The following is a 16577-nucleotide window of genomic DNA, read 5'->3' as shown; positions in this document are numbered from 1 at the left end:
GTGCGCGCAGCCACACCGGAGCCAGACTCGACGGCGTGACAGCCATCCCCAGCCCGTCCCAAGCCGTCTGGTACCTCGGCCCGCTGCCCATCCGCGCCTACTCCCTGCTCATGGTGCTCGCCGTCGCCGTCGGCATCTGGGTCACCCAGCGCCGCTGGACCGCCCGCGGTGGCGAACGTGGCACGATCGGGGACATCGCCGCCTGGGCCGTGCCGTTCGGCATGATCGGTGCGCGGATCTACCACGTGGCCACCGACTGGCAGCAGTACTTCGGCCCCGGCAAGAACCCCCTGCGCGCCTTCGCGATCTGGGAGGGCGGGATCAGCATCTGGGGCGCCGTGGCCGGCGGCGCGCTGGGCGCGTGGCTGGCCTGCCGCCGGCGCGGCATTCCGCTGCGCGACTTCGCCGACGCCGTCGCGCCCGGGATCGCCCTCGGGCAGGCGATCGCCCGCTGGGGCAACTGGTTCAACCAGGAGTTGTACGGCGGGCCGACCACCCTGCCCTGGGCGCTGGAGATCGACCCCGCCCACCGACCGCCGGGCCTGGAATCCACGGCCACCTACCACCCGGCCTTCCTTTACGAGTCGCTGTGGGACCTGGGTGTGGCCAGCCTCGTCCTCTGGGCCGAGCGGCGCTTCCGACTGGACCGTGGCCGAACATTCGCCCTGTACGCCGCGGCCTACACCACCGGCCGCGCCTGGATCGAATGGCTGCGCATAGACCCCGCCCCGCACATCCTCGGGCTGCGCTTCAACGTCTGGACCGCGCTGCTGGCCTTCGGGGCGGCGATCACCTACCTGACCGCCACCCGCCAGAAGCAGCCCACTGGCCCCTGACCACCCCCACCAGCCCAGCCGATCCGCACTTCATCCGAGTGGATCACCACCAAAGTCACCAAGACCGGCATCCAAAGTGTCTGGCGGAAGTAACCGGGGTTGCCACGTTCCGGCCGTTCGCCAGCAGAAACGGGCTCCCGCCACCCGGCACGCTGGCCCTATGAACGCACCCGACAGGCCAAAGGGCGGCCGCCGCGCCGCGCTGACGCTGGCGGTGATCACGCCGGTCATCGCCGAGCTCTTGCTGGGCAACCCGCCGCTCAGCAAGATCTGGCTGATGCTCCTCTGGATCCCGATCTACGGCGCGGGCACCGTGCTGATCCGTGAGCTGGTACGGCGGCGCGGCGGGGGCTGGCCGCCGATCCTGCTGCTCGGGCTGGCGTACGGCATCGTCGAGGAGGGACTGGTGCTGCAGGCGCTCAGCAGCCCCACCATGTACGGGGTGGCCGGATGGGCGCCCAGATTCCTCGGGCTGAACAGCGCCTACACCGAGCTCAACCTGCCCTACCACGCCGTGTTCAGCGTGGCGCTGCCGATCCTGCTGGCCGACCTGATCTTCCCCAGCCTGCGCGACCGGCCGTACCTGAAGCGGACCGGACTCGTGGTGGCCGGGGTGGTGTTCGTGCTGGGCGGACTCCTGCTGCGGGTAACCGTGGCAACCTCCATCGACCCCGGCTACCAGGCGCCGGTCGCGGTCCTGGCGGGGTGTGTGGTCGCCGTGGCGCTGCTCGCGTTCGTGGCCCTGCGCGTACTCCGCGAGGCGTCCGCCGCCCCATCGACGGTGCGAGGTGCGCGGGTCGGGGCCTCGGTGGCGGGGGTCTTCGGGGTGTTGGCGGGGTTCGGGTATCTGGCGCTGCTGTACCCGTTCGGCGGGGCCAGTCAGCCCGCCTTCACCCACGGCGCCTGGGTGGCCGTGCCGATGCTGGGCGCGGCGGCCCTCGCCGTGCTGACCGGTTGGCTGGTACGCCGGTGGACGGCGAGCGGCGAGTGGACGGACCGGCACAGCCTCTGCCTGGCCGGCGGGGCGCTGGTGGGACACACCGCGTTCGGGGTGGTGTCCAACGCCGTCACCCTTGCCGACAAGCTGGAACTGTCCGCCCTGGGGCTGCTCACAGTGGTCCTGCTGGCGCTGCTGGGCCGCCGTTTGAAGCCCACCGGCCGTCGTAAAGGACCGAGAACATTTCGCGCCGGAATGATGTAGAGAACGTCGCCCCGGTTCCGACCCACCTTCGCGAGCAAAGAGAGCGGGAGCGAAACATGCGTAAGATCATCTACTGGGTGCACACCTCGATCGACGGCCACATCGACGGCCCGAACGGCGAGTTCGACTGGCCCCTGATGGGCGAGGAACTGTCGGCGTACTCCGAGACGCTGAGCGACCGTTGCGACACCTTCCTGTACGGGCGCGGCGTCTGGGAGGGCATGGCGGCCTTCTGGCCGAACGCCGAGTCGATGTCGGACCACCCACACGTCCTGAAGTTCGCACCTCTCTGGCGCGACACACCCAAGATCGTCTTCTCCAGGACACTGAAGGAGACCGACTGGGCCACCCGGGTCATCGGCGACGACCTCGCCGAGCGGGTTACCGAGCTCAAGCGGCAGGACGGCAAGGACCTGCTGCTCACCGGCGGCTCCAGCCTGGCCGCCGCGCTCACCGACCACGGCCTGATCGACGAGTACCACATCGCGGTCCACCCGGTCGTGCTGAGCGGCGGCCGCCCACTGTTCGTCCCGCGCGACGAGCGCCTGGGTCTGAGGCTGGCCGAATCGCGTACCTACGATGCGCAAGTGGTCGTGATGCGGTACGACCGCGTCTAGCGGGAGCGTGGCAGGGCTGCTGGTAGGTGATGGACCAGCGGCGTAACCGGGCCCGATATGCCCCGGCCTTCGCCGCCGCGATGACCGCAGCGGCGGTTTGTTCGACGGAAGAAGCCGCGAAGGACCTCTACCGCGCGCGGGTTGTGTACCCCTGCGGCGAGCAGGCCCGCCGGGTCGCGCCGGCGCCGATCTCGCCACGAGCGCGAGCGGCGACGGGCGTGGATCGCCGACCGACGCCCCATCCCGAATATCCACAAAGGAAACGATCAAAGGAACATCGTGACCGAACCCACGATCCGCAGGTACACCGGCCTGTTCGGCATCATCGCCAGCCTCTTCATCGTCGTGCAGGTGCCGCTGTACTTCATCTACGAGACCCCACCGGACTGGGACATCCTGACCCGCAGTCTCATCGGCATCACCGGCTGCACCTTCTACATCGTCTACTTCATCGGACTTCGTCAGCTCATCCGCCACGTCAACCCGGCCTACGACTGGATCGCCGGCATCGTCCAGACGGCGGGTGTGCTCTGGGTGGCCATGGTGTTCGTCCCCCAGTCCATGGAGGTGGGCGCGGCGATCTCGGTGGACCACGACCTCGACACGACAGCGCAGGGGCCTTTCGCCGCGGCGCAGTACCTCATGCAGGGCGCCGTCTCCCGACTCCTCATGGGCCTGTTCCTGATCGCCCTGGGAATCGCCGTGTCGAGGCTCGGCCTGCTCCCGCGCTGGGTGGGCCGCTCCGCGTACGTCCTCGCCGCGATCAACCTCGCCTTCCTGCCGGCCCTGTACTTCGGCGACAACCCCGCCGACTTCTACAGCGCACAGGGCTGGGGGACCACCGCCAGCATGGGCGCCCTCTGGAGTCTGTGGACCCTCGTGGTCAGCATCAGCACATTGCGCAGCGCCCGCCACACCGCGGCCACGAGCGTCGTGACTCCGGCCGCCGCCGCGGCCACGACACGGTAGTCGGAGGACATCACAAGGCCGAGGACGGCAGGAACACAACAGCCTGCCCTTCTCAACCGGACGCCGGTCAAGGAGAGCATGTGGTCATCGGCGACGCCGATGACCTTGCGGTTCCCCGGTGAGGAACTCCAGGCCGATGACCGCCGCCTCGACGGGGCGACACCGCGGAGGCGTGTCGCACCGTGGCTCACGATCAGATGACCGTGACTACAGAATGCCGCTCTCTGTTATGTCGTATCGCATGCCGATGCGCACCTGCCGAGCATTCACCCCTGGTGTCAACGAGTACTACGCACCACCGATAGCCGCATAGAGTCACACCGCAAGGTCCGCTGTCCGGAACGATCTTGGCCCCTCAGTCGCCTTGGCGGCTCCCCGCCCGTACATGTCCGCGCTGCTGCGCATCACGGGCCTGGACCGCAGCCTGCCGATGGTGGCCTGAGCGGATGTTGCCGTGCCGACCGGCGTCACGGTGAACATGGGCTCGCTGGACGCGAAAACGACCCCGGCGTGTTCGCGCCGGGGCCGTCCCTTCCAGGCCGTTGCACATGAGAGTGCACGCCCTGCATACAACACTACAGCCGACCGAGCCCGATTCCTCGTCAATCGAGTTGCCGATTCCAGGACGGCCGCAAAGGTGCCGGGAGTGGTGTCAATCGCGGGGCCGGCTTTCCCGCTACAGGTACTGTCCCGCCTCGGCGCTGTCTGTCTTCGACACCCGCACCAACACCACGTTGGCCAGGTTGATGACCACGCCGTTCGTCTCGGTCTCCCGGTCGTACCTAGCGCGGGTCAAAACCAGGCTGCGCTGCTCGTCAAGAGCGCGAGCGATCACCTCGAGCGCCCCCTGCTCTCCATCGAAATCTTTACTGATCATGGAGATATCTTCACCGCTTAGTGAGTGAAATCGAATGATCAGTACGCAGTTGTCAGGCACTGTTGCCCCCTTTCATCAGAACCGGATTCAGGCAGCGGCTCAAGCCTGGGCTCTGTGCGGTCCTGCGGGCGATCTCCCCAGAGGGACAATGCCCGTACACGGGGCCCTCCTGGCCGCGCGCAGGTCCGAGGCTCAGCCGTAGGGCGGATGCTCCGGCCGGAGGTCTGAATGGAACGCGGGCGGCAGGTGAGGTGACTTGCCTTGTCGTCATGATCGACCGGCCGTCTCGGCCGGCTGGGGCCGCAGTGGTGAAACGCCCCGGACGGCGCCGACGTGATTGCCGGCGCGCTAAATATCTTTAGCGACTCCATTGTACTCGCTTCGGTGGAATTCAGTTCGATTGGCGCTTTCCGGGGATAATTTTGGGCGTATATTGAAGATGTCGCTTTCGTCCTACGTAGCCGATGCAAGGTGCGGGACGAGTCGGAAAGGCTTGGGGCGTCTTTCATGTACGGCCGGCACGGGCAGTGAAAGGCGAACTGAAGGCGGTGAAATGCGGCGACTCTCCTGTCATGATCCGACACGAAACCGACCAGCATATTCATCGTCACTCAGGAGTCGGTCATGGGCATCGTCGCCTGGATCATTCTCGGCTTCATCGTAGGATGCGTCGTCAAGCTCGTCATGGGTGGAAAGGACGTACAAGGCATCGTCGTCACATGCCTGCTCGGCATCGCGGGTGCGCTGTTCGACGGCGCCCTCACCGCTCTGTTCTTCGACCTCGGCGGTACCGGCGAATTCTTCGGCGAGGGCTTCCCGTCTTGACAGGGGAAACGGCGGCGACCTTTCTGAGGGGGAATCGCCAGGGCGCTCCGATCGGAGAGACGTGATCGTCAGCGTGTCACGCTGACCAGCGGAACTGGATCACGCGAAGGTCAACTCATACGCCACTTCGCTGGACGTGACTCAGAGCATCGGAGCTACGTCAGGTTCGCTGGGACGGGACATCAACGGCGGCCAGAGCGGGCTTGGGCGGTTGAGACCGTGGCGGAAGGTAGTCGTGGGTCAGCGGTGGCCGGTACGGCTGGTCCCGGTGTGGGCGGCGATGGCCGGCAGCTTCACCGGTTGCTCCCGCAGGGCTTCGGACAGCCGTCGGTCGACATCGACGGGCAGATAGCGGGCGGTCAGCGGGGGTATACCGGGGTTGGTGGGGGCCGACTGGCGCCGGTGGGGGGCGACCGGCCGCAATAGGCACCAGGCGCAAGCGGCCAGGGCCGTGATGAGCGTGTCGGCCGCCACGGGTCGGTGCGGCGAGGGGGCGTCATGATAGGGATTCCGGCCGAGTCGGAACACGAGTTCCTGACGGCACTGCGGTATTGACGCCGATGGCGACCTACTCGTTCAGGTTGTACGTGGTAGGGCAGACACCGCGGTCGCTGGCCGCGGTGGCGAATCTGCGGGCCCTGTGTGACACCTATCTTCCCGGCTGCCATGAGATCGAGGTCATCGATGCCGCCGAACAACCGGACCTCGCGGAGGAGGAGCGGATTCTGGCCATCCCAATCGTGATCAGGACCAAGCCGCTCCCACGTTTCCGGGTTATCGGAGATCTGTCCGATCAGGCTCGGGCTGCAGCTTTGCTCGGCCTTCCTGAGGTGGGCAGATCGTCCCCAGAAGGGCAGGCGCAATGACGGGCAGTGCCACGGTCGGGCGGACACCGACCGGTATCAATGGCTTCGACGACATCGCCATCGGGGGGCTTCCTGCCGGTCGGTCCACGCTCGTGGCCGGCACGACCGGCACCGGGAAGACGCTGTTCTGCCTGGAGTTCCTCGCCCGGGGCATCGCCGGTTTCGGTGACCCCGGCGTGTTCGTCGCCTTCGACGAGACACCTGAGAACCTCCGCCGCAACGTCGGCTCCCTGGGCTTCGACATCGCACGCTGGGAGGCCGAGGGAAAGTGGACGTTCGTCGACGCCTCGCCGGAGGCCGGTGAGCAGACGCCCACCGTGGGGACGTACGACCTGGGCGCGCTGATGGCCCGCGTCGATCGCGCCGTGCGTCAGATCGGCGCCAAACGGGTCTCCTTGGATTCGCTCGGCGCGGTCTTCATGCGTTTCGACGATCGGGAACTCATTCGCCGTGAGTTGTATCGGCTCGCCCGGGTCTTGGAGTCGCTCGAGGTCACATCGGTCCTGACCGCCGAACGCGACGCAGAATACAACCACATTACCCGGCAAGGCATAGAGGAGTTCGTATTCGATAACGTCATGATCATGCGGAACGTCATGCGGGACGAAAGACGACACCGGACGATCGAGATTGTCAAGTTCCGCGGCACCACTCACCGCACCGGGGAGTGGTTGTTCACCATCGACCCGAAAGACGGGCTGGTCATCATCCCGGTCGCGTTCCTCGTGCCACGTGACCGGGCATCGCAGGAGCGGGTCTCCACCGGGAACATCGAGCTGGACGCCATGGTGGGCGGTGGTGTCTTCCGGGACGCGGTCGTCCTGCTCATCGGGTCGTACGGCGGCGGAAAGACCCTGGCGGCTCTGCAGTTCGCCGATGCCGCGTTCCAGGCGGGCGAACGCTGTCTTTTCCATGCCTTCGACGAGACTCGCGGGCAACTCGGCCGCAACGCCGCTGGCTGGGGTCTGGACTTGGACGTCATGGAGGCGTCGGGACTGCTCCGAGTAACTGCCACGTACCCGGAAGTGGCCTCAGTGGAGGATCATTTCCTGCGTATCAGGAGAGACACCGAGGACTTTGCCCCCGCTCGGCTCATCATCGACGGTCTCTCCGCCCTTGAGCGGAGAGCGACGCCGCGGACACTGCTGGATTTCGTCATCGCACTGGGCGGGGTCGTGCGGCAGCACGAGATCACGACCCTGTTCACCTCCGCACCGACCGGCGGGGGAACATCGATGTTCACAGCGCCGATCATGGAGGTCGCCAGCATCGCCGACGTGACGATCCTGCTGCCCTACATCGAAGGGGCGGGTGTGGTCCGGCGTGCCATCGCCGTCCTGCAGACGCGCGGCTCGGCACATGACCACACCATCCGCCAGGTCGCCATCGACGGTGCCGGTATGCACATCGGTGACCCCTATACCGAAGCCTTCCACATGCTCTCCGACGCCTGCGTACTGCCACGCCACCCGGAGTGGCCGATCGACCCAGACCGCGCAACGGCCGGGGACCAGGATGAGAGCTGATGGGTGAGCCCCGCGACAGCGCGGAGAGGCCGAACACCGAACCGATGCGGCTCTCCGATCCCGGACGCGACGCCGGACATATGGTCATGGCGGCGCTGGCGGACGGGATCGTCGCGGTCGACGAGGACGGTGTGATCCGGATCTGCAACCCCGCCGCCGAGGAACTGCTCGGCCGGCCGTCGGACGAACTCATCGGCACCCCGTTCGGTTACCCGGTCGTCAACGGCGAATCGACCGAGATCGACCTGATGCTGCCCGGCGGCCAGACGCGAGTGGTCGAGATGCGCGCCACCACCGCGACGGTGGCAGGAGAACACCTGTACGTCGCCGCGCTGCGCGACTTCACTCTCCGGCGCGAGGCCGAACAGCAGCTCGAAGCAGAACTCGAACGCCACAGCAGGGTGATCGCCGTGGTTGCCCATGAAGTCCGCAACCCGCTGGCGGGGATCGGCCTGCTGGTGGACATGCTGCGTGAGCCCGAGGAGAGCTTTTCCGACGAGGAGCGTGTCGACGTCCTCGACCGCATCGCGGTTCGTACGGCGAATCTCCAGGCACTGGTCAAGAAGCTGCTCACCGTGGCGAAGATCGATGCGAACGCCGTGCGGGTCTCTGTGGAGCCGGTGCCGGTGCTGGAGGTGATCCTCGAACGGCTGGCCGAGTTCGCCGATCGGCCCAAGGACGTGTACGTGTCGTGCGATCCCCAAGTCCGGGCTCTGGTGGATCGTAGCGAGTTGTCAGAGATGTTGATCAACTATCTGGAGAACGCCTTCCGATACGGAGCCCCGCCGTTCGAGGTACGGGTAGCCGAGCAGCCCGACGGCGTGGAGATCCGGGTGTGCGACAACGGGCCCGGCGTGTCCGAAGAGTTCCGGCCGAGCCTGTTCGAGCGGTTCAGCCGTGAATCGCGCACCCAGCGGGAGACCGAGGGCTCGGGGCTGGGTCTGTGGATCGTCCAAAGCCTGGCCCAGGCCAACGGTGGCGACACCTACTTCGAACCGGGCGAACAAGGAGGCGCTTGCTTTTGCCTGCGTCTACCCCAGGCACCGCCGTTCTAAGTGTTCGCCTGTGGGTGCCAAGAACTCGCGCGAGGAGTTCGATACGTCGGCCGCCCGTGTAATGCTGGTATCTGCGGGGAAAGCGGCTTGATCAAGTCTTGATGTGGTAGCAGGCGAAACCCGGATCGGGCTGCCCGGCTTGGTGTTCTCTGGCCTTCCTGTAGCTCTGGCCTGAAAAACGGGCCCCATCCAGGAGCCGGGATGCCCGGTGATGTGCCGGAACCGTGCCGAAGAGCAACCAGCGAGCGGCCGACGGCGTATCTCGGCCTCCCCGCGAGGCCCCGAGAATCGAGAAATCGCAGGTCAGATCGAGTGTGGAGTAGTAGGGCGCCCGGGGCTCGAACCCGGAACCTATGGATTAAAAGATCCAGTCCGGCCCGTTCCAGATCGTTCAATGCAGGTCAGAGGGCATACGAGGTCCATCCTGAACGGCTCTGAACGGCCTCGTACTGCAACCCGAACTGCAACCCGGCGGCTAACCGACCACACACGTCGTTGAAGATCATAAGCACGAACCGAGCCGGACTGGCAGTGCGGTCGTGTTGGGGCCAAGCCCGCTTGACTCTCGGGTAGCCCGAGACCGGATGCTGTCTGAGTGAGTAGCGACAATCTCTTGGGTATCGGTGTCTTCGCTCTGGTTTGCGGCCTGTCGATCCATGCATTACGGCACTACGACGAACTCGGCTTGCTGCGGCCGGCGGTCGTTGATCCGGTCACTGGTTATCGCCGCTATCGCCCTGAGCAGGTCCGGCAAGCCAGGCTGATCTGTGCGCTACGGCGCGTCGATGTGCCGATCGACGCTGTTCGCGTCGTCATGGACGACCCGGACGGCGAGTCGTTGCGCACCGTGCTGCACCAGCACCGAGAGCGGCTGGTGGATCGCGCCGAGGTTCTGTCCCGCATGGTCCGCGTTGTGGACCACTACATCGAACACGGAGTGGCTATGCCTGACCTGAAGACCCCGCGCATCGTCCAGGTGACGATCAACGTCGCAGACTTGGCCGAGTCGATCGCCTTCTACCGGGCCGCGTTCGACGCGGTGTTCAACGAGGGGATCTCTTCGTTCCAGTTCGGTGCCTGGCCGAGTGAGGAGTTCTTCCTGCTGACTGTCGCGCATGAGGCCAACGAGCATGGCAAGCAGGACGGTCCAGCCGGGGTGTCTCGGTTCGGTTTGCTCGTCGAGGACGTGGACGCTGCGCACCGCCGCGCCGTTGATGCCGGGGCCATCGAGGTCTACCCGCCGGTGGACAAGCCGTGGAAGCCGCGGTCTTCGTGCGTGGCAGATCCCAATGGGAACCGCATCGATCTCTATCAGGGCTGACGGAAGACGCTCGACGCATGGTGCCCTTGCTACCTCCGCTATGTCGTCGCTGGTGGTTCGGGCTGTTGCTGGACGGTTTCAGGGGCGAGCGGTGCCACTGGAGGACGGGCGAGTGCTGCACGACGGCGAGAAACGCGTGGTGGTCAGCCACGATCCCCGGTGAGCCAGCAGCGGTCACCGATGCGGGCCAGGCCGCGAGCTTGCACGTCGGGCGGTCTCGGCCTCTTCTCGCTCCCCGAGGTCGTAGTGCACGCACCCCAGCAGGGCGGTCAGCCAGTCGGTGATCACGAGCAGTTCGCGGTGCTGGTCATGGGGCGAATGGTTCAACACGACCCGCCTGCACTCCTCGATCGGCAACATCCCGCCGGAGGAGTACGAGGCCCTCTACTACGCTCAACACCAGCCCAGCGAGCCTGTTGGCAAGCCCCTGAGATGTGCATTCGCCCTCTGCATTCGTCCCGTCAAGTGATCGATATGGAAGGGCATCCTATGATCCGAGTTATCGCTCAGGTCCGCAGCCTGCCGACGGTCTTGATCGTGTGCGGGTACGCGGCGGCTGTACTCACGCTGACATGGCTGACCCATGACGGTTATCTTGGCGACGCAGCCTTCGGAGTGATGGCCATGATCCTGATGGCCTTCCCTCTCTCCCTTGTCGGGGGCTCGCTGTACGGGACGCTGGAGGACACGATCATCGGTCAGAGCCACGATGATCCCACCTACGGCTGGAACTACAACTACGCCTGGGACTACGTCTTGATGGCCTGGCCGGGGATCGTCACGGCCGGGGCCCTGGCGCTCCTGTTGATGTGGAGGCGGACCCGTCCAGTGGCGATGGTGATCGGCTGGGCGCTGAGTGCTGTCGTCGTCTTGGTGGGAGTGACGACGATCTTCGACGAGTGGGGACCTCGCCGACCGTACGGCTGGCCCTTTCTCGCGTATGGACTGATCATGGCCATCGGGTTGATCGCCGCGCCTAGGGCCGCACCAAAGGAAGCTGTTGCCAGTGAGGCGTAACGTGCCCTTCCATTGCTCGACATGTGATCTGAGGTCGCGCGACTCGGGCGACGGGCCGGTGTAAGCGCGGGTTGACCTAGCGGTTGATGTACCGCAGAGCACCAGTCCGAGGCAGGACAGCAATCTGGTTCCCCGGTGGGCCGGGGCTGAGGCACGGAGTCCCGGACCGTCGATCGCCCCCTACCCCGTGCGATGGCTGGCCACAGCATGGCGATCGTCGTGCTGTATCTGTACGGCGGCGGCGCGCCCCTGGTCGGCGGGTGAGGCTTGGTGCGGCGGGCGGCCCGTGTTCTCGCCGCCGTTCGACGCTCTCTGGGGTTAACTGCAACTGGGTGGACTTCTTGATCATGGAGATCGGGGAGTCCGCCCAGGTCATTGAGGTAGGGCGCCCGGGGCTCGAACCCGGAACCTACGGATTAAAAGTCCGCAGCTCTGCCAATTGAGCTAACGCCCCCAGCAACAGCAAGGGTACAGAGATTACCGCCCCCCACGCGACGCCCTTTCGCCCCCTCACCGGTAAGCCGCGAGCCCCGTCAGCGCCTCGCCCAGCACCAGTGTGTGGATCTCCTGGGTGCCTTCGTAGGTGAGCACGCTCTCCAGGTTGTTCATATGCCTGATCACAGGGTACTCCAGCGTGATCCCGTTCCCGCCCAAGATCGTCCGAGCTTGGCGGGCGATGTCCAGCGCTGCCCGTACGTTGGCCAGTTTGCCGAAGCTGATCTGCCGGGGCTCCAGCTTTCCGGCCTCCTTCAGGGCGCCCAGATGCAGGGCCGTCAGGCCGGCCTGGGCCGTCCCGACGTACATCCACGCGAGTTTCTCCTGTGTCAGCTGGAAGGCTCCGATCGGCTTGTCGAACTGGATGCGGGTCTTCGCGTACGAGACCGCCGCCTCCAGGCAGGCGCGGGCCGCGCCCACGACGCCCCAGATGATGCCGAAGCGGGCTTCTGAGAGGCAGGAGAGAGGGCCCTTGAGGCCGGACACGCCTGGGAGTACGGCGGAGGCGGGCAGGCGTACGTCGTCGAAGTACAGGGACGAGGTGACGGAGGCCCTAAGGGACAGCTTCTTGTGGATCTCAGGGGCGGAGAAGCCGGGTGTATCGGTCGGTACGACGAAGCCGCGGATGCCCTCGTCGGTCTGGGCCCATACGACGGCCACGTCGGCGATCGAGCCGTTGGTGATCCACATCTTGGAGCCGTTCAGGATCCAGTCGGAGCCGTCTCGTTTGGCGTACGTGCGCATGTTGGCGGGGTCGGAGCCGTGGTCGGGTTCGGTCAGGCCGAAACAGCCGATCGCCTCACCGGCGGCCATCGGGGGCAGCCATTGATCTTTCTGCTCGGAGGACCCATAACGCCAGATGGGGAACATCGCCAGCGATCCCTGAACCGAGACGAAGGACCGCAGACCCGAGTCTCCGGCTTCGAGCTCGCGGCAGGCGACGCCGTAGGAGATGGCGTCCGTGCCGGCGCAGCCGTAGCCCTCCAGGTGCATGCCGAGCAGGCCGAGCGAGCCCAGTGCGGGCGCGAGCTCGCGGGCGGGGAAGGTGCCCTGCTCGAACCAGTCGCCGACGTACGGCAGGACGTGGTCGGCGACGAAGGACTTGACCGTGTCGCGGATCAGCCGCTGGTCGCCGTTGAGCCGGTCGTCCAGGCGCAACAGATCATCCATCGATCGTCCTTCCGTAAGTAAGGGCCTACCAGGGTTCTACCAGGGGGAATCCTGATGTGCGAACGCCGGGCCGAAGGGCACTCTTGAGGCATGAGCGAATACAACGTCAAGAAGCTTCGTCGGACCAACAACGGCCGGATCATCGCGGGTGTCTGCTCGGGGATCGGGGAGTACGTCGGCATCGACGCCAACCTGATCAGGATCGGCCTGGCGATCGTCACGCTGTTCGGTGGGCTCGGGATCGGCGTGTACGCGGTCGGCTGGCTGCTCATGCCGGAAGAGGGCCGGGACGCCTCGATCGTCCAGGACCTGCTCGACAAGCAGCAGGCCAAGTCCACCTGGCAGGACCACACCGACTACAGCGGCGAGCAGAAGCCGCAGCAGTGATCAGGCGGGGGCGGGGGTCTCGGCGCGGGACTCGGACCAGAGGATGGCGAGCACGGCCGCGGCCGTCACACCGATGACGCCGGCCAGCGCGACCACCGGCTCTGGGCCGAGTCTCTCCGCGGCGAACCCGCCGATCAAGATCCCAATCCCCTGTACGGCCATGAGCCCCGACTGCACCAGGCCGAACGCCTGACCCCGTCGATCCGCCGGTACGCACTGAACGAAAGCGGCATTCGCCGCGAGCTGGTACGCCCCACCAACCCCTGACAGGAACCACGCGGCCAGCACCACGGCCAACGGTGGCCGCAGCGCGGTCACGACCAGCGGCAGACAGCTCAACATGGCCATCCACCCCATCATGCGCAGGCGCCGCGGCGGCGTGACGAACCTGCTGAAAAAGAACGCCCCCACCGCGGTCCCCGTCGGCATCGCCGCCATCAGCAGTCCGGTGACCACCGGGAGCGACAGGGCGCCGGTGCTGAGCTTCGCCGCATAGGGGACGGCCAGGCCCTCCGGCAGGATGTAGAAGCCGCAGAGCCACGCGAAGAGCACGAGGGTGCGGAGTTTTCGGTCACCGAAGACCAGGCGGGCTCCCGCCCTGGTCATCGCCCACATCGACGGCCTGGCGCCCTCGCGGGCGGCGGCTGGACGTGGTCGTACGCGGATGACCAGGATCAACGCGGAGCCCAGGAACGTGATCGCGTCGAGCGCGAGCGCGCGGTAGGGGCCTATCGTGGCGATCATCGCGCCGCCGGCCGCGAAACCGAGCATCTGGATGCCCTGGTTCGTCATGTTCTGCAAGGCGGAGCCGACGACGTACCGGTCGCCTTCGAGCACCTCGGGCAGCAGTGCCGCGCGCGCGGCCGAGAACGGCGCGCTGAGCAGCACCACGAGGAACACCAGCCCGCACAGCACGGGGAACGGCACCCCCGGGAGCGCCATCACGCCCACCAGGCCCGCGCGGAGCAGGTCGCACGTCATCATGACGCCCCTGCGCGCGAACCGGTCGGCCAGGCCGGCCAGCAGCGGGCCGCCGAGGATCGTCGGCAGGTAGGTCAGCGCGTAGACGGCCGCGGTCGCCAGCGGTGATCGTGTGCGGTCATAGACAAGGACGGCCAGCGCCACCTGGGCGAGCTGGTCACCGAGCAGGGAGAGGCCCTGGCCGTACCAGAGCGCGCGAAACTCCCTGATGGCGATGACCTCGCCGTATGTGGCTTGGCGTTGGAGGGCGCGGCGATGCCGTCCCAGCAGCCGTCGCGTCCGCATGGCCCCCATTGGACTCCGCTGTGCCTGACTCAGAGTGCTCGCTATGTCACCTAAGGTGCCCGATCCTTTAGCAGCCCGCAACCCAAAGCAGCCAACCCATTGCGAACGGTTACCAGCCTAGTTCATGAAGCCGGGCGTCATCGATGCCGAAGTGATGCCCGACCTCGTGGACGACCGTTATGCGTACTTCGTCGACCACGTCGTCCTCGGTATCGCAAATCTGGCATATCGGGTTCCGGTAGATCTCAATACGGTCGGGCAGGACTGCGGAGTACCAATCGCCGCGCTCAGTGAGGGGGATTCCGGTGTACAGGCCCAGCAGGTTGGGTTCGGGCGCATCGTCGACGACCGTGACGACGACATTGCTCATCGCCCGGGTCAGACCTGGGGGAATCGTGTCCAACGCCTCGGCTACGAGCTCCTCGAACTTCTCCCGCGAAACCTCGATCACCCTTGCCATTCTGCCCCGCTGGTCGGGTAAGCAAGAAACTGTATGAAGTTCACTGACAGAGTGAAGGCAGTCCTCCAGTCGCGGGTGTCCAGGGCCGTGGCCGTCCTCATCGTGGCCGCGGTGGGCGCCTGGCTCGGCATCTTCCTCAGCGGGACTCTCAGGGCTCAGGTCGGTCCGGTTGAGACGGGTATGTCGCTCCGGCCCGCCTGGGACGGCGAGACGATCGTGGACGCCAGCCCGCTGGGCACGCTCACGTTCCGCACCCATGACGCCCCGCTCAGACTCCGCATCTCGCTCGAGAACATCGACCAGGAACGCGCCAAGGCGCTCCTCGAGGACCCGCGCCTGGCGGACCGGCTGCCGGAGATCATCGAGCGCGACCTGCTGGACGGTGTCCGCTTGCTGCTGATCCGCTCGATGCTGTGCGCGGGAGCTGGGGCGCTGATCGCGAGCCTGCTGGTGTTCAGGCGCCCGCGGGTGGCGTTGCTCGGCCTGCTGGCCGCCTCGGTGGCGCTGGCCGGCACGAGCGCGCTCGCCGCGCTCACATTCCGCCCCAATTCGCTTGTCGAGCCCAGATACTCGGGCCTGATCGCCGCCGCGCCGTCGCTGGTGGGCAGCGCGGAGTCGATCGTGACGAAGTTCGAGTCGTACCGGTCGCAGCTCACCAAGCTGGTCACCAACGTCTCGAAGTTGTACGACACGGTGTCGACACTGCCGTTGTACGACGCGGACCCCAGATCCATCCGGGTCCTGCACATCTCGGACATCCACATCAACCCGATCGCCTGGAACGTAGTCCGCTCCCTGAAGGACCAGTTCAAGGTCGACATGATCATCGACACGGGCGACATTTCCGACCACGGCACCAAGACCGAGAACAAGTTCGTGGACGAGATCTCCACCCTCGGTGTCCCGTACGTCTACGTTCGCGGCAACCACGACTCGATGATCACCCAGAAGGCGGTCGCCAAGCAGAAGAACGCCATAGTTCTGGACGACAAGGCCCAGAAGGTGGCAGGTCTGAACATCTACGGCCTGGGTGACCCCCGCTTCACCCCCGACAAGACCGTCGCCGTCGACTCGGACCCGGCCGTGCTGGCGCAGTTCGGCCGCTCACATGTGCCGAAGATCGAGAAACCGGACGTGGTCGCCGTCCACGACCCGGAGGTCGGCCGCGGCTTCTCCGGCGCCACACCGATCATCCTCGCAGGTCACACCCATGAACGATCGACGACCGTGCTGCCCACGGGCACCCGTCTGCTGGTCCAGGGCTCCACGGGCGGCGCCGGCCTGCGTGCCCTCGAACACCCCCAGCCGACCCCCGTACAGGCCTCTGTCATGTACTTCGACAAGGAGACCAGACGCCTGCAGGCCTGGGACGACATCACGCTCGGGGGCCTCGGGGAGCAGTCTGTGTACATCCAGCGTCACGTGGAGCGTGACCCGGGACGTATGATTTCTCCAGCGCCAACGAACGCCCCGTCGCCAACGGGATCGATCACTGGCACGACAACGCCGGCCGCCGGTCCGCCACTTTGGCATCAAGGGCAATCGTCCCCTATGCTTCAGAGGTCTCCGACGGAAGGCGACAGGGAAAGTTCCTGAGCCCCCATCGTCTAGCGGCCTAGGACACCGCCCTTTCAAGGCGGCGGCACGGGTTCGAATCCCGTTGGGGGCACCGCAAAGCGCACCACAAAA

At 66.2% G+C, this 16577-nt stretch carries 18 protein-coding genes and 2 tRNA genes; 13 read left to right on the top strand and 7 right to left on the bottom strand.

All coding sequences use genetic code 11. The features are described 5' to 3' along the window. The first annotated feature begins 35 nt into the window (after positions 1 to 35). The 4 genes from lgt to AB0B91_RS16470 all read left to right on the top strand — a co-directional run bounded on the left by lgt (position 36) and on the right by AB0B91_RS16470 (position 3623). Positions 36 to 836, top strand: a complete 801-nt coding sequence (gene lgt, locus AB0B91_RS16485) for a prolipoprotein diacylglyceryl transferase (protein WP_358319478.1) — start codon at positions 36 to 38, stop codon at positions 834 to 836. 160 nt (positions 837 to 996) lie between these two features. Beyond that, complete coding sequence (locus tag AB0B91_RS16480; RefSeq protein WP_358319475.1) at positions 997 to 2037, top strand: hypothetical protein; 1041 nt, start codon at positions 997 to 999, stop codon at positions 2035 to 2037. Between the two features lie 56 nt (positions 2038 to 2093). Then, the gene (locus AB0B91_RS16475; protein WP_358319473.1) at positions 2094 to 2654 is read left to right on the top strand and encodes a dihydrofolate reductase family protein; all 561 of its coding nucleotides are present in this window, start codon (positions 2094 to 2096) and stop codon (positions 2652 to 2654) included. 279 nt (positions 2655 to 2933) lie between these two features. Further along, positions 2934 to 3623, top strand: a complete 690-nt coding sequence (locus AB0B91_RS16470; protein ID WP_358319470.1) for a hypothetical protein — start codon at positions 2934 to 2936, stop codon at positions 3621 to 3623. Positions 3624 to 4299: 676 nt separating this feature from the next. On the opposite strand, the gene AB0B91_RS16465 is transcribed toward AB0B91_RS16470, so the two are convergent. Continuing rightward, positions 4300 to 4500, bottom strand: coding sequence for a hypothetical protein (locus tag AB0B91_RS16465; protein ID WP_358138084.1), 201 nt, complete (start codon positions 4498 to 4500; stop codon positions 4300 to 4302). Positions 4501 to 5124: 624 nt separating this feature from the next. On the opposite strand from AB0B91_RS16465, the gene AB0B91_RS16460 reads away from it, so the two are divergent. Then, entirely contained in the window at positions 5125 to 5325 is a 201-nt protein-coding gene (locus AB0B91_RS16460; RefSeq protein WP_358319467.1) for a GlsB/YeaQ/YmgE family stress response membrane protein, read from the top strand. 240 nt (positions 5326 to 5565) lie between these two features. Here AB0B91_RS16460 and AB0B91_RS16455 read toward each other — a convergent pair whose 3' ends face one another. Beyond that, a complete protein-coding gene (locus AB0B91_RS16455) occupies positions 5566 to 5799 on the bottom strand; it encodes a hypothetical protein (RefSeq protein WP_358319464.1) in 234 nt (77 codons plus the stop codon). Positions 5800 to 5885: 86 nt separating this feature from the next. Here AB0B91_RS16455 and AB0B91_RS16450 point away from each other — a divergent pair, with 86 nt between their 5' ends. The 4 genes from AB0B91_RS16450 to AB0B91_RS16435 all read left to right on the top strand — a co-directional run bounded on the left by AB0B91_RS16450 (position 5886) and on the right by AB0B91_RS16435 (position 10093). After that, complete coding sequence (locus tag AB0B91_RS16450) at positions 5886 to 6191, top strand: circadian clock KaiB family protein (RefSeq protein WP_357653770.1); 306 nt, start codon at positions 5886 to 5888, stop codon at positions 6189 to 6191. After that, positions 6188 to 7717 carry a circadian clock protein KaiC gene (kaiC, locus tag AB0B91_RS16445; protein ID WP_358319462.1) on the top strand — a complete coding sequence of 510 codons (1530 nt, stop codon included), beginning with the start codon at positions 6188 to 6190 and terminating at the stop codon, positions 7715 to 7717. The genes AB0B91_RS16450 and kaiC overlap by 4 nt, the downstream gene beginning before the upstream one ends. Next, positions 7717 to 8772: an ATP-binding protein gene (locus AB0B91_RS16440; RefSeq protein ID WP_358319459.1), complete on the top strand. Its 1056-nt coding sequence runs from the start codon at positions 7717 to 7719 to the stop codon at positions 8770 to 8772. Before kaiC ends, AB0B91_RS16440 begins: the two co-directional genes overlap by 1 nt. Positions 8773 to 9367: 595 nt before the next feature. Continuing rightward, complete coding sequence (locus AB0B91_RS16435; RefSeq protein WP_358319457.1) at positions 9368 to 10093, top strand: VOC family protein; 726 nt, start codon at positions 9368 to 9370, stop codon at positions 10091 to 10093. A gap of 174 nt (positions 10094 to 10267) precedes the next feature. Here AB0B91_RS16435 and AB0B91_RS16430 read toward each other — a convergent pair whose 3' ends face one another. Then, the gene (locus tag AB0B91_RS16430) at positions 10268 to 10423 is read right to left on the bottom strand and encodes a hypothetical protein (protein ID WP_358320824.1); all 156 of its coding nucleotides are present in this window, start codon (positions 10421 to 10423) and stop codon (positions 10268 to 10270) included. 135 nt (positions 10424 to 10558) lie between these two features. On the opposite strand from AB0B91_RS16430, the gene AB0B91_RS16425 reads away from it, so the two are divergent. Then, positions 10559 to 11110: a hypothetical protein gene (locus AB0B91_RS16425; protein ID WP_358319455.1), complete on the top strand. Its 552-nt coding sequence runs from the start codon at positions 10559 to 10561 to the stop codon at positions 11108 to 11110. A gap of 381 nt (positions 11111 to 11491) precedes the next feature. On the opposite strand, the gene AB0B91_RS16420 is transcribed toward AB0B91_RS16425, so the two are convergent. Both AB0B91_RS16420 and AB0B91_RS16415 read right to left on the bottom strand, forming a co-directional pair. Then, positions 11492 to 11564 (bottom strand) — tRNA-Lys (locus tag AB0B91_RS16420). Between the two features lie 56 nt (positions 11565 to 11620). Beyond that, positions 11621 to 12775, bottom strand: a complete 1155-nt coding sequence (locus AB0B91_RS16415) for an acyl-CoA dehydrogenase family protein (RefSeq protein ID WP_358319452.1) — start codon at positions 12773 to 12775, stop codon at positions 11621 to 11623. 90 nt (positions 12776 to 12865) lie between these two features. On the opposite strand from AB0B91_RS16415, the gene AB0B91_RS16410 reads away from it, so the two are divergent. After that, the gene (locus AB0B91_RS16410; RefSeq protein WP_358319449.1) at positions 12866 to 13162 is read left to right on the top strand and encodes a PspC domain-containing protein; all 297 of its coding nucleotides are present in this window, start codon (positions 12866 to 12868) and stop codon (positions 13160 to 13162) included. Here the strand turns inward: AB0B91_RS16410 and AB0B91_RS16405 are convergent, their stop codons facing one another. Both AB0B91_RS16405 and AB0B91_RS16400 read right to left on the bottom strand, forming a co-directional pair. Next, positions 13163 to 14428, bottom strand: coding sequence for an MFS transporter (locus AB0B91_RS16405; RefSeq protein WP_358319446.1), 1266 nt, complete (start codon positions 14426 to 14428; stop codon positions 13163 to 13165). A 109-nt stretch (positions 14429 to 14537) separates the two neighbouring features. Continuing rightward, a complete protein-coding gene (locus AB0B91_RS16400; RefSeq protein ID WP_358019593.1) occupies positions 14538 to 14879 on the bottom strand; it encodes a metallopeptidase family protein in 342 nt (113 codons plus the stop codon). A 60-nt stretch (positions 14880 to 14939) separates the two neighbouring features. Between AB0B91_RS16400 and AB0B91_RS16395 the strand changes: the two genes are divergently transcribed. Then, a complete protein-coding gene (locus tag AB0B91_RS16395) occupies positions 14940 to 16484 on the top strand; it encodes a metallophosphoesterase (protein WP_358319444.1) in 1545 nt (514 codons plus the stop codon). Further along, positions 16485 to 16557, top strand: a tRNA-Glu gene (locus AB0B91_RS16390). It abuts the gene before it with no gap. Positions 16558 to 16577: the final 20 nt, after the last annotated feature.

The sequence above is a fragment of the Nonomuraea sp. NPDC049141 genome (assembly GCF_040648415.1).
GTDB lineage: Bacteria > Actinomycetota > Actinomycetes > Streptosporangiales > Streptosporangiaceae > Nonomuraea.
This window is presented reverse-complemented; position numbering and strand designations above follow the sequence as displayed.

Excerpts from the sequence above, each read along its gene's own strand:
- AB0B91_RS16480 (WP_358319475.1), top strand. The coding sequence starts at position 997 with ATGAACGCACCCGACAGGCCAAAGGGCGGCCGCCGCGCCGCGCTGACG.
- AB0B91_RS16475 (WP_358319473.1), top strand. The coding sequence starts at position 2,094 with ATGCGTAAGATCATCTACTGGGTGCACACCTCGATCGACGGCCACATC.
- AB0B91_RS16465 (WP_358138084.1), bottom strand. The coding sequence starts at position 4,500 with ATGATCAGTAAAGATTTCGATGGAGAGCAGGGGGCGCTCGAGGTGATC.
- AB0B91_RS16460 (WP_358319467.1), top strand. The coding sequence starts at position 5,125 with ATGGGCATCGTCGCCTGGATCATTCTCGGCTTCATCGTAGGATGCGTC.
- AB0B91_RS16450 (WP_357653770.1), top strand. The coding sequence starts at position 5,886 with ATGGCGACCTACTCGTTCAGGTTGTACGTGGTAGGGCAGACACCGCGG.
- kaiC (WP_358319462.1), top strand. The coding sequence starts at position 6,188 with ATGACGGGCAGTGCCACGGTCGGGCGGACACCGACCGGTATCAATGGC.
- AB0B91_RS16440 (WP_358319459.1), top strand. The coding sequence starts at position 7,717 with ATGGGTGAGCCCCGCGACAGCGCGGAGAGGCCGAACACCGAACCGATG.
- AB0B91_RS16415 (WP_358319452.1), bottom strand. The coding sequence starts at position 12,775 with ATGGATGATCTGTTGCGCCTGGACGACCGGCTCAACGGCGACCAGCGG.
- AB0B91_RS16410 (WP_358319449.1), top strand. The coding sequence starts at position 12,866 with ATGAGCGAATACAACGTCAAGAAGCTTCGTCGGACCAACAACGGCCGG.
- AB0B91_RS16405 (WP_358319446.1), bottom strand. The coding sequence starts at position 14,428 with ATGCGGACGCGACGGCTGCTGGGACGGCATCGCCGCGCCCTCCAACGC.